At 60.9% G+C, this 11815-nt stretch carries 10 protein-coding genes and 2 pseudogenes; 11 read left to right on the plus strand and 1 reads right to left on the minus strand.

The genetic code is table 11. The features are described from left to right. Positions 1-842, plus strand: a pseudogene (locus tag IVA92_RS27120) (transposase); the annotation flags it as partial. 223 nt (positions 843-1065) lie between these two features. On the opposite strand, the pseudogene IVA92_RS27125 reads toward IVA92_RS27120, so the two are convergent. Next, positions 1066-1236 (minus strand): annotated as a pseudogene (locus tag IVA92_RS27125) (IS5/IS1182 family transposase); the annotation flags it as partial. A gap of 368 nt (positions 1237-1604) precedes the next feature. Here IVA92_RS27125 and IVA92_RS27130 point away from each other — a divergent pair. The 10 genes from IVA92_RS27130 to IVA92_RS27175 all read left to right on the plus strand — a co-directional run. Then, positions 1605-1967 (plus strand): DUF417 family protein, encoded by a 363-nt coding sequence (locus IVA92_RS27130; RefSeq protein WP_247276063.1) that lies wholly within the window; start codon positions 1605-1607, stop codon positions 1965-1967. 641 nt (positions 1968-2608) lie between these two features. Beyond that, positions 2609-3157 (plus strand): heme NO-binding domain-containing protein, encoded by a 549-nt coding sequence (locus IVA92_RS27135; protein ID WP_247276062.1) that lies wholly within the window; start codon positions 2609-2611, stop codon positions 3155-3157. A 2-nt stretch (positions 3158-3159) separates the two neighbouring features. Beyond that, on the plus strand, positions 3160-5331 hold the full coding sequence (locus IVA92_RS27140) for a response regulator (protein ID WP_247276061.1): 2172 nt from the start codon (positions 3160-3162) through the stop codon (positions 5329-5331). After that, positions 5328-5705, plus strand: a complete 378-nt coding sequence (locus IVA92_RS27145) for a response regulator (protein WP_247276060.1) — start codon at positions 5328-5330, stop codon at positions 5703-5705. Before IVA92_RS27140 ends, IVA92_RS27145 begins: the two co-directional genes overlap by 4 nt. Beyond that, positions 5702-6895: a fused response regulator/phosphatase gene (locus IVA92_RS27150; protein WP_247276059.1), complete on the plus strand. Its 1194-nt coding sequence runs from the start codon at positions 5702-5704 to the stop codon at positions 6893-6895. Before IVA92_RS27145 ends, IVA92_RS27150 begins: the two co-directional genes overlap by 4 nt. Further along, on the plus strand, positions 6895-7347 hold the full coding sequence (locus IVA92_RS27155) for an ATP-binding protein (RefSeq protein ID WP_247276058.1): 453 nt from the start codon (positions 6895-6897) through the stop codon (positions 7345-7347). Before IVA92_RS27150 ends, IVA92_RS27155 begins: the two co-directional genes overlap by 1 nt. Then, positions 7344-7703: an STAS domain-containing protein gene (locus tag IVA92_RS27160; protein WP_247276057.1), complete on the plus strand. Its 360-nt coding sequence runs from the start codon at positions 7344-7346 to the stop codon at positions 7701-7703. The genes IVA92_RS27155 and IVA92_RS27160 overlap by 4 nt, the downstream gene beginning before the upstream one ends. After that, positions 7700-9397, plus strand: coding sequence for a solute carrier family 23 protein (locus IVA92_RS27165; protein ID WP_247276056.1), 1698 nt, complete (start codon positions 7700-7702; stop codon positions 9395-9397). Before IVA92_RS27160 ends, IVA92_RS27165 begins: the two co-directional genes overlap by 4 nt. Positions 9398-10211: 814 nt before the next feature. Then, on the plus strand, positions 10212-10439 hold the full coding sequence (locus IVA92_RS27170; protein WP_247276055.1) for a hypothetical protein: 228 nt from the start codon (positions 10212-10214) through the stop codon (positions 10437-10439). Between the two features lie 1128 nt (positions 10440-11567). Beyond that, the coding region (locus IVA92_RS27175) for a nitronate monooxygenase (protein ID WP_247534507.1) at positions 11568-11815 on the plus strand (248 nt) is incomplete at its 3' end.

Consider the following 11815-nt stretch of genomic DNA (forward strand, 5'->3'; position numbering starts at 1 on the left):
CTCGGCTGAACCAGGAGATGAGCCGCCTGGAAGTGCTTGATGCGCAGATGCGCAACACGCCGGATCAACAGATATCGCTCACCGATCCGGATGCCCGTTCGATGGCCACCAGCGGACGCGGATCGGGTGTCGTCGGCTACAATGTCCAGGTCGCGGTGGACACCGAACACCATCTGATTGTTACGCACGAGGTCATAAACGTCGGCAGCGACCCGCGACCGTGGGCAGCTTGCTCGGATGTCGAAGCAAGCCAAAGAAGTGCTCGAAGTGGACAAACTCGAGGCGGTCGCCGACCGTGGCTACTTCGACGGAGAGGAGATATTAGCCTGCAAAAGAGGCCGGCGTTGCAGTCACCTTGCCCAAGCCCATGACGTCGAACGCCAAGGCGGAGGGCCGGTCGGCAAACAGGACTTCGCCTATCTGGCTGATGCGGACGCTACCGCTGCCCATCCGGCCAGCTGCTGCCCTATCAGTACACCAACATCGAGCATGGAATGACGCTGCGCCGTTACTGGTCGACAGCGGCGTGCCAAGGCTGCGCGATCAAGAGCCAATGTACGCCGTCCAAGGAGCGCCGCATCACGCGCTGGGAGCATGAGCATGTGGTCGAGGAGGTCCAGAGACGGCTCGATTCCAATCCCGACGCCATGCGGACGCGGCGCGAGACCGTCGAGCATCCCTTCGGCACGATAAAAGCCCGTATGGGCGCGACCCACTTCCTGATGAAGCGCCTACGGAATATCGCCGCTGAGATGGCGCTGCATGTTCTCGCCTACAACCTCACACGGGTGATGAACATCGTCGGCAAACCGAGCCTGATTGCAGCCATCCGCGCCTCCTGAAGGCCGGAAAGTGCGTCCAAAAGCGCAATACCGCGTCGTGATACCCACTTTGGCCGCCATTGGACGATCCGACGCGACAACATCGGCTGCCCGCAATGATGGGCGACCACGGCCGCGTGCCGACCTATCCGTTTGCACACAACCAAGGTCTTGGCCGTGTAAAAACGTCTGAGGAGGACGCGGGTTATGAGGTCCGGGACTGGGCGTCTCAGGCCGCGATCGGCCGACCGGTCGCCGCCGGATCCACCCCTTCGAAGCTCATCTCGGCCGGGTTGAGCGTGTCGACAAACACGTCGATCACCCGAACAGGGTTGCTCTCGTCAATGAAATCGTCGAGGCATTCGGGCAGTAACGTTGATTGCCCCCGGTCTGCCCCCGCAACGAAGCGCTTTATCAATTCTCGCGCAGAATCACGAGAGAATCATAACAGCGGCACAGAGTCTTCACACAGCAGGGTCAAAAGCGGCGGTGGACCTGCACGCGGGCCAACGTCCGACTACTGGCGGACAGCCGAGATGGAAACGGCTGGAGCATCGTTCGGCTCAGGGCCATACCCCGCTTAGACAGGAACGCTGTCGCAACTTGCTGTCCGCATTTTTTGAACCGAGGACGCGACATCGGACCGTATAGTCTCCTCTGTGCTTAAGGTACACGCTGCGGTTTAGGAACGCTCTCGTTACCGCCGTTCAGCATCCACTTCTTCGCACACTCGAGAGGTCTGGACTCCTCGACTACGACGTCGTCCGCGTCTCGATGGTGATCATGTTCTTCTTCTTCGGCTACCAGAAGTGGTTTCCGTACGAATTCGAGCGATTGGGTCCCTTCATCAGCAACGGGCCGCTGATCTGGTGGCTCGATCCAGTCTTCGGGCACGCCGGCGCCAGCTATTTCCTGGGCATCTCGGAGTGGACGTTCGGCTCCCTGCTGCTCGCGGGCTTCTGGAGCAAGCGGCTCGGCGTCCTCGCTGCCCTGGGCGGGACCGGCACCTTCATCGCGACGGTCACCATCATTCCGTTCGTGCCCGAAGGCTGGGACGTCGCCGCAGGAGGCTTCCCTGCGATGACAGGCAATGTGCCCTTCCTGATGAAGGACGTCGTTCTCCTCCCGTCTCGCTCTTCCTGTTGAGACAGGATGTGGTTCGCCTGACGCGGTGGCACCCGAAGGCGATGCGTCGCGGGCGCGCTTCGGCTGGCCAGCGATCGCGCATTCAGTAATGTCAGTCTTTCGGCAGCTAGGCTACCGACGAGCGGCGGTTCCGCCGTTCGCTTCGGCCCAGCGGCTAGGCGCTGCTCCAAGTCGGCCGCCCCGCGGGACGCTGGTCAGAGGCCCTCGATCTCGGCTAGACTACGTCGATGGGAAGATCGGGAGGAAGCGATGGCTTGTCGTCCTGCATTTTCGCCCCGGGGCCGCGGCGTGAATTTTGTCCGCCAGCGCAAGTTGCAGATCCGCAGCGGATTGGGCGGCGGACACACAGCAACATTGCCCGACCCGCGATTGCATAGGGCACATCTGAATTCAAGCGCAGCCTCGCGCTGGTCCAGCCGATTTCGGCAACGTCAGGAAGACTCAATCGGTTCAGGGCTTCATGCGTTCGAGGCATTCGGCGACTTGTCAGCCGTTCGCCGCCATGTACTAAGGCGACCCGCGACGAACCAAGAGCCGGCCTAGCGTCCAGGGCCCGTTGTTGAGGGCCGCACGCGCGAACTGTTGAAGTGAGAGCGCTGCTAAGCGGACCAGTTCACGTTTTGAGCACAAAGGAAAAAGCAGTGAAAGGGGTTGTGTTCAATTTGCTCGAAGCCCTGGTCCGGCGCGACTACGGTGACGATGCATGGGAAGCGCTCCTTGAGGCGACCGGGACCGATGGTGCGTATAGCTCGCTCGGCAACTACCCGGATGAGGAGTTGACGAGGCTGGTCGGCGCGGCGTCTTCCGCGCTCAAGATGCCTGCCGATGAGGTTGTCCGCTGGTTCGGCCGAAATGCCCTGCCGCTTCTTGCGAAGAAGCATCCTCATTTCTTCACGGCTCATAAATCGACACGTTCGTTTCTTCTTAGTCTGAACGACGTCATCCACTCCGAGGTTCGCAAACTGTATCCCGGAGCGGACGTGCCCGTATTCACCTACGACACCTCCTCCTCGGAAGTTCTGCTGATGCACTACAGGTCGCCTCGCAAGCTCTGTGCGCTCGCGGAGGGATTTATCGAGGCAACCGCCGCCTACTACGCCGAAGAGCTTTCCCTGGACCAACCGGAATGCATGAATCGGGGAGACGACAAGTGTGTGCTGCGAGTTTCGGTCAAGCAATCGAGGAGCTGAGTATGGAGAGCCTCAATGAGGCCGAAGTCCAGCTTGCCCGGTTGAAGAAGCGACTCGATCGGGAGCAGCGGGCGCGAGCTGAAAGCGAGGCGATTGCCGAGAAAGTATTGAGCGAGCTGTACACGAAGAAGAAGGAAATCGAACTGCTTCAGCTGATCACTGTCGCCGCGAATGAGGCTTCCACGGTGGACGCCGCAATGCGAACCGCGCTCGATGGGGTGTGCGCCCACACACGGTGGCCGGTCGGGCACGTTCATATCAAGGACTCCGCGGGGGTACTTCTATCGACGAGCCTGTGGCATCTCGATGATCCTGGACGATACAAGGCGTTTCGCGAAGCCAGCGAGGCCACGACGTTTGCACCGGGCGCCGGCTTGCCAGGTCGCGTTCTCGAGGAGAGGAAACCTGCCTGGATCGTCGACGTAACCAAAGACGCCAATTTCCCTCGGTCGAAGGCAGCACAGGACACGGGGCTGAGAGCCGGCTTCGCCTTTCCGGTGCTGGCGGGCGAAGAGGTCGCTGCTGTCATGGAATTTTTCTCTGACGAGCCTGCGGAGCCGGATGATGCCGTACTGACAATCATGGCCCATGTGGGCAGGCAGCTTGGACGCGTCATCGAGCGGCGGCGTGCGGAAGACGCGCTTAAGCTTGCAAGCCAGCATAAATCCCAGTTCCTCGCCAACATGTCGCACGAATTGCGCACGCCGTTGAATGCGATCATCGGCATTACCGAGATGCTGCAAGAGGATGCGCGCGACTCCAACCGCGAAGACGAGTTTGAGCCGCTCGACCGCGTCGTCCGCGCGGCGCGTCATTTACTGGCGCTCATCAACGACATTCTCGACCTGTCCAAAATCGAGGCCGGTAAAATGGACCTTCATGTGGGGTCGTTCGCGATCGCGCCCGTCGTCGAGGACGTGATCAGCACGGTCGGGACGCTCGTGGCCAAGAACCAAAATTCCCTCAGGCTCGAGTGTCCTACCGACATAGGGGTGATGTGTGCGGACCAGACTCGAATTCGCCAGGCGCTGTTCAATCTCGTCAGTAACGCGGCCAAGTTCACAGAGAACGGCACGATCACGATCAGCGTCAGCCGTACGATTGCGGAGACTGGCGAGTGGATTGTCGTTTCCGTGTCGGACACCGGTATAGGCCTGACCGCCGAGCAGAAGGAACGGTTGTTTCAGGACTTTGTGCAAGCTGATGCTTCGACAACCCGCAGGTACGGAGGCACGGGGCTCGGGCTCGCGATCAGCCGGCGCTTCTGCCAGATGATGGGGGGCGACATCGCGGTCGAAAGCGAGCCCGGGCGGGGCTCGACTTTCACGATCCGCTTGCCGGCTGACGGGACGTCGTCACAGACGCCGGTGTTGCCCAAAAGCCCACTGCCAGCGACGCGTGCCGCACATTATCACCGAACTCCGCTCATTCTGGTTATCGATGACGACGACTCCGTTCGAAAGGTGACGACACACTTTCTTACGCGCGAAGGGTTTGCGGTGACGACGGCAAGCGGCGGACAAGAGGGGCTTCGGCTGGCGCGCGAGCTGCAGCCGGCCGCAATCACGCTGGATATCATGATGCCTGATCTCGATGGCTGGACCGTGCTTGCCGCGATCAAGGGCGACCCTGCAACGGCGGGCATTCCAGTGGTCCTGATGACGATCGTGGACGAGAAGAACCGCGGCTATTCGCTGGGCGCTGCTGATTACATGGTGAAACCGGTCGATTGGAGCGGGCTGGCTGGGGTGCTGCGTGGCATCTGCAAGTCGGCGGGGCGGGGCGTGCTGGTCGTTGATGATGACGACACCATCCGGTCCGGTTTGCGACGCGCCCTCCACAAAGAGGGCTGGCGGGTGGCGGAGGCCGAGAACGGGCGTGTCGCACTGGCGCGCCTTGCCGAGTCGCCGCCCGACGTGATCGTGGTCGATCTCATGATGCCCGAAATGGACGGTTTCGAGCTACTCGACGCGTTGCGGAGCAACGGCGCATGGCGCGAGATCCCGGTCTTGGTTCTTACCGCGAAGGATCTGACGGATGACGACCGGGCACGCCTGACCGGTGGAATCGAACGTATTCTTCAGAAGCGCGATCGGCAGGAGCTGCTGGGCGAAGTTCTCGACGTTCTTGACCGATGCATCGAACGCCGCCGCGAAAGCGTTGCCGCACCATGACCAAAGTCCTCTATGTGGAAGACAACGAAGACAACGTCTATGTGCTGCAGAGCCGGCTGACGCGCAAAGGCTACACCGTCTTGATCGCCTCCGACGGAGCCCAGGGCGTGTCCATGGCCGCGACAGAACAGCCGGAGGTCATCCTGATGGACCTGAGCTTGCCGGTGCTTGACGGCTGGGAGGCAACAAGGCGCATCAAGGCCGGCGAACGAACCCAACACATTCCCATCATCGCACTTACCGCCCACGCGATGACCGGAGACAGGGAAGAGGCGCTGGCCGCCGGCTGCGACGACTTCGATACCAAGCCGGTAGAGATCGCCCGGCTGATCGACAAGATCCACGCGCTCGTCGGAAAGGGCAATGTGTCGTGACCGGCGCCGAGGCCGCCCTTCTGGTCGTCGACGACAACGAGGACAACCGATACACGCTGACGCGCCGCCTCAACCGCGAGGGCTATGCGAACCTCACAATGGCAAGCAACGGGCGGGAGGCGCTCGACAAGCTGAAGGCGCAACCTTTCGATCTCGTCCTGCTGGACATCATGATGCCCGACATGAACGGCTATGAGGTCCTCGAACAGGTGAAGACCACGCCGGCGCTGCGCGACATTCCAATCATCATGATCTCGTCTCTCGACGAGATTGAGAGCGTCATACGCTGCATCGAGCTCGGCGCTGAGGATTACCTGAGCAAGCCGTTCAATCCGACGCTGCTCCGTGCGCGGCTCGGCGCATCGCTCGAAAAGAAACGCCTGCGGGACGAGGTTCGCAGGAACATGATACGGCTGGCACAGGAGCTGCAGGCCGCGCGTGCGTTGCAGCTTGCCATGTTGCCGCGGCAGTTCCCGACCTGCTCGCCCTCGCATCCGATCGCCGTTCACGCTGTCATGGAGCCGGCAAGGGAGGTCGGCGGAGACCTGTATGACTGCTTCTATGCCGGCGATCACACATTCTGCTTCCTGGTCGGCGACGTCTGCGGCAAGGGTGCTTCCGCGGCGATGTTCATGGCGCGCGCCCGCAGTCTCGTGCGCATCACTGTCGCTCTCTGGCGGGAATGGCGCACCGATGACAACGATCCGGGAGCCCTGCTGGAGACCGTCAACCGCGAGCTGTGCCAGGACAACGACGATTGCATGTTCGTAACGATGTTTCTGGGCCTGATCGACACCCGCAGCGGACTAGTGTCATTCGTGAATGCCGGCCATCCCCGGCCCCATCTCGTTTCGAGCACCGGCGAGACGAAGCAGATCGATTCGAAGCCGTCGTTGCCGCTTGGCGTCCGGCGCGAAGCTCGGTTCCACAGGCGAACGCTTCAAATTCTTCCTGGCGATGCGCTGTTCGTGTGCTCGGATGGCGTGTTCGAAGCGGTAAACGACGAAGGAGACCTGTTCTCCATCGAGCGCTTGGGGCAGCTCTTGCGTCGGGCCAATGCGGCCGAGCCGCAGGAGATGGTTCGCATTGTCAGGGACGCCGTTGATGCTTTCATGGGGAATGCTTCAAGAACGGACGATCTGACGGCACTGGCGCTGCGGTGGCGGCCCGCCGAGCGCTCCATCGTATAATGCCCACGCCGCATGCAGTCGATGTCCGAATCCGTAATGATAATTCTGACATTGGCATCGTTCGCGACACGCTGGATAATCTCGCTCGCGAGTTCCGCATCCCGGCTCGCGCCATGACGCAATTGCAGGTGGCCCTCGACGAGGTCGTCACTAACGTGATCAAATATTCATGGGACGACGGGGAGCAGCACGAGCTCCTCGTCCGAATCACGGTGCAACCCGACAGGGTGGATCTGGAGATTTTCGACGACGGCAGGGAGTTCGATCCGGTGACAGCACTCCTCCCCAACCATGGGCCCCGGGGACGGCGGCCTCGGCCCGGGGGCCTCGGCATTCGCATGATCAGGAAACTGGTCGATCGTTTCCGCTACGAGCGCATTGATGGGCGCAATCACACCACATTGAGCAAGACGTGCGGGGTCGGCGCGGTAGTCCAAAGGAGTGAGAAATGAATGCACTCAGTATCGGCCAGACGCGCGCCGGCAGCGTCTGCATTGTGACGCTTTCGGGTCGCATCGACAGCACGAGCGCCGGCGATGTGATGGCCGAGCTCACGCGCCTGATCTCTTCCGGCGAAAAGTCGATCTTGGTTGATCTGGGCGCTGTGCTGTACCTTACCAGCGCCGCTTTCCGCGCCCTCTTGGTCGCAACTGATGAAGCCGAGCGCAAGGCGGCGAAACTTGCGCTATGCAATCTTGCGGGGCACGTCCGCGAGCTGTTCGAAATGGGCGGACTGCTCGACGTCTTCGCGATTCACGGCTCGCGCGAGGAGGCGCTGAATCAGCTTGCCGGGCCGCGCACGCCATGACCCGTCCGCCGGGGCTGATCTACGCCGTCGATGATCATCCGCCCTGGGCGATTTTGATCGTCTCGGCATTGCAGCATATCGGGCTCATGGCGATCACGCTGATCTTTCCAATCATCATCGCGCGCGAGGCGAACCTCTCTGGAACACAGTTTCTCGACCTGGTCTCGCTATCGATGTTTGGACTTGGCGCGGCAACCATATGCCTGTGCATTCGATCGAGATACATCGGATCCGGCTATCTTTGTGGGGCCGCCTATACGGCTATCTTTCTCGGCCCCTCACTGTTCGCGCTGCGGCAGGGTGGCCTTGCGCTGGTTTTCGGCATGACGGTTATTGGTGGATTCGTACAGGTCGCCCTAGCGCCGCTGCTCCATCGACTGCGAGCTCTGCTGCCTTCTGAAATCGCCGGCCTCGTGATTGCCGTGGTCGGCCTCACTCTGGCGACGCTCGGCGTGCGCTATGGGCTGGGCATCAATGCGCAGCAACCGAACATCAACCCCGATTATATGATCGTAGCCGGCGTATCGCTTGTCACCATGACGGTCCTGAACATCTGGTCGAAAGGTTATGGCAAGATGTTCTGCGTTCTGATCGGGATGATGGTCGGCTATGCCGTCAGTGCCGGCATCGGGATATTCGATCTAGCCAGGATCGTTCCGGAGGGAGGACTGAGCATAGTACGCTTGCCGCGGTTTCAGCATGTGGGCTGGTCGTACGATCCGGTGCTGGTCGGCCCTTTTATGATTGCATCGCTGGCTGCCACGCTCCGCGCGATGGGCGACGTGTCGAATGCGCAGCGCATCAACGATGCCGACTGGGTGCGCCCCAACTTCGGATCGCTCGCGGGCGGCGTATCGGCCAACGGCGTGGCTGTCATATTTTGCGGGCTGGTCGGCAGTTGCGGCATCAATACGTACAGCTCGTCTATCGGATTGTCTGGCGCGACCGGCGTGACCAGCCGCAGTGTCGGCTATGCGATCGGGTTCGGATTCTGCGTGCTTGCCTTCGTTCCGCCGGTGGCCGTGGTGCTGGCGGCGATGCCGCTGCCAGTGATGGGCGCTGCGCTGTTTTTCACGGCCGCCTTCGTATTTACCAGTGGCTTGCAGATGATCACGGCGCGCATGCTCGACGCTCGCAAGACCCTGGTCATTGGCTTCTCCTTTGCAATGGCTGTTGTCGCTGACCTCTATCACGAGGCGCTAACGGAAGTACCGATTGTTCTGCAGCCGATCTTCGGAAACGCGCTCGTCTTGGGGACAGTCAGTGCCGTCGTGCTCAACCTCATCATGCGTATTGGCGTGCGTCAGCAGGTTTCCATCAAGCTGGCACCCGGCGGTATCAATCGCGAAGCAGTGGAACGGTTTCTGTCGGAGCAAGGTGCGCGCTGGGCAGCGCGGCGGGACATCATGCAGCGGGCAATCTTCGGCGTGGTCCAGGTCCTCGAAGTGATTGGTGATCCGCCCGGCGGCATCGAGGTCGAAGCGAGCTTCGATGAATTCAACCTCGATGTGCGAATCCGCTATGTCGGCGCGCCACTGACCATTCCAGAGCGCAAGCCCACGCGGACGGAGATCGTCGCGAGCGAGCACGGCGAGCGGCTGCTTGCCGGCTATCTCCTCCGTCAAAGCGCCGACAGCATCAGCGCACAGGGAGCCGATGGGTCTGTCGAGATGATACTGCACTACGACCACTGAGACGGAACGGGTGCATCACAGCAAAAACGGGCTGACCATGTCGCAGATGGGTCACAAGCAGATATCGCGCGGAGCGAAGCGGAAGGTCCGGATCACCTCGAAAAGCAGACGTCGGAAACAAGAGCCTGTGGGATATTTGGGACCGCAACAGATAGACTTCCTCCGCTCGTCCTTTCCTAGGAATCTTACGAAATCGAGCTGCATTTCCCCTGAGCTATCCCGCGATTGGAGCTATATACCGTATTCACTTTTTGCATTGAGCTCTCCCAACGATCAAGACCACTAACTGGTCGTCCAAGAGGATCGCAAAAGAGAAGCCCGCCAACTACCGTCAGCGGACCTCGCATTCACTGCCTCGGCTGATGGGGATGTGCCGCCGGCCGCTTTAAGTTGCACTTCCTGTGTGGGACAGAGTTGAGCTTCTTGCGGAGATTTGTTCTGTCCTCATTGACGGGAGTGCAGCTACCCGCAGACCCATACGAAACCAATTGGACTACGGCGCCAGCAGGTGCCAACGCCGTATGGCCACCAGCGGCCGTTCCAATATCGCCTCCCGGTGCCGTACCAGACGCCTCCGTAATAGGGCCGACCAACGATAGCGGCTCCGCCTCGCGGACCAACGACAGCCGCGCTGCCACGCGGGCCAACGACGAGCGGCTCCGCCTCGCGGGCCGCGAATGGCCGCTCCTCGTGGGCCAACAACAGCACCTCCACCACGCGGACCACGAACGGCGGCTCGAGCCAAGTGCACGTTTGACGACGACGCAATCGCGCCGACCAGGTGCGGGTCAGCAGTAACGGCGCGCGCGCCAGTATGGACGTTGAACGCGAGCGCACTGACAAGCGCAACGGTAAACAACAAGCCTTTGAGCATGGTTTACCTCCTGATGCCCCGGAGGTAAGTCTATCCCGCCTTGACGGCCGCGCTGCAGGTTTTGTAGATGCCAGCATTGTCGAAACGCTGCCGAAATCCGTATTTCGAGCCCGGCAGCATCCTGCTTCGGGCACCTATCTGGATGGAGAACGTTACCCCTGTCCGTGACACGGCTCATAAGCGCTTTGCCGCAGCAGGCGCTACTTTCAACTCCAGACACCGGTGCGAGCCGACGAGCACGTTTTCCTCATCCGAATGAGTGTCGGACAAGAGCTGTCAACCGAACGATGGACTAATTTGGAGCAGGAGGTGATGACGACCCATCCCTGGTGGTCGGCTGACGACTTGCGTTGCACCACCGAACTGGTCTGGCCTGAAAATCTGCCTGATGTTTTTGTTCGCATCGGCCTTTGCCGACATGCGAATGAAGTCCACTCAGGGCCAAATGGAGCCCTTGCGGCGCGGGATTGCTGCTTCCGCTCCGCCCTGACAAGCCCACCTATTCAGAGACGCTTGGCGCCATGTTCCGGGCCAGTAGCGGTGGGGCTAAGCTGCCGTCAGCGTTGCCACGCTTCGTTGCTTAAAGCCGTAGATCCATATTGGTCATGTTGGCACGTACATTTTCGAGCAAGTGGGCAACTTGTTCTCGGCTCGCCAGCCGCAACTTGTCGCCGGAGAAATCGTTGAGGATTTAGAATGGCCAGCAAAGGAGGATGATGTCTGTCGAGTCCAATAGGCGTCCGCCCACCTCATCAGTTCCTCGGCGCGTTATGACTTGTTGCGCCGCGCCGCAGGCCGGGGCCTGTAGCCCGGCGCGGCAAAGGCTCCAGGGAACATACGTCTTCATTCCGCTTCAGGCCATAGCTGCCTTTCTTCCCAGTGCAGCAGGTCCAGATCGAGCGCGGGGATTGAAATCGGCGAGGGCTTCGGCCAACCTGCTCTTACCAGAGCCACTGTTTCCAATCACCACCGTGCGCTCCGTCAGGGGTTCAGTCATTGAAGCCGCCGATGGTTGGTTCTCGTTTCGATGACGGGTATTATCTCGTTTGCCCAAAATCGCCATTGCGGTGCGAAGACCGCAATAGCGCGCGAATGTCCGTTCCGGGTTCACGAGCGTCACCCTTTGCGAAGACGGCCGCGCGTCGATGCCGGCTATGCCCCGCAAGCGACCGGATTCTGTGGCGGTGCAATACCCCAGTCCCGACCTTCGAAGCGCGCCGCCTTGCGTCCGCCCGGTGGGCAATGTTTACTTCCGCTGCGGCGGCGGGGGGCACACTGAATGCACCGGAGGCTGTCATGCTGCGCATCCCGCTCTGCCATCTGTTGGGCATTGATGTGCCCGTCTTTGCCGCACCGATGGGGTTTATCACGGGGCCCGAGCTTGCGGCAGCGGTGAGCAATGCTGGCGGACTCGGCATCATGTCATTTAGCGGCAACCCGCCGCTGGTGCTGCGCGAGGAGATTGGGCGCCTGCGATCGCTCACCGAAAAGCCGTTCGGGGTCGGTATATTGCTGAGTGGACCGCATCTGCCATTTCCAATCGA

Origin of the sequence: Bradyrhizobium sp. 154 (assembly GCF_023073875.1) — a bacterium.
Classification (GTDB): domain Bacteria; phylum Pseudomonadota; class Alphaproteobacteria; order Rhizobiales; family Xanthobacteraceae; genus Bradyrhizobium.

Excerpts from the sequence above, each read along its gene's own strand:
- IVA92_RS27130 (WP_247276063.1), top strand. The coding sequence starts at position 1,605 with ATGTTCTTCTTCTTCGGCTACCAGAAGTGGTTTCCGTACGAATTCGAG.
- IVA92_RS27140 (WP_247276061.1), top strand. The coding sequence starts at position 3,160 with ATGGAGAGCCTCAATGAGGCCGAAGTCCAGCTTGCCCGGTTGAAGAAG.
- IVA92_RS27145 (WP_247276060.1), top strand. The coding sequence starts at position 5,328 with ATGACCAAAGTCCTCTATGTGGAAGACAACGAAGACAACGTCTATGTG.
- IVA92_RS27155 (WP_247276058.1), top strand. The coding sequence starts at position 6,895 with ATGCCCACGCCGCATGCAGTCGATGTCCGAATCCGTAATGATAATTCT.
- IVA92_RS27160 (WP_247276057.1), top strand. The coding sequence starts at position 7,344 with ATGAATGCACTCAGTATCGGCCAGACGCGCGCCGGCAGCGTCTGCATT.
- IVA92_RS27165 (WP_247276056.1), top strand. The coding sequence starts at position 7,700 with ATGACCCGTCCGCCGGGGCTGATCTACGCCGTCGATGATCATCCGCCC.
- IVA92_RS27170 (WP_247276055.1), top strand. The coding sequence starts at position 10,212 with ATGGACGTTGAACGCGAGCGCACTGACAAGCGCAACGGTAAACAACAA.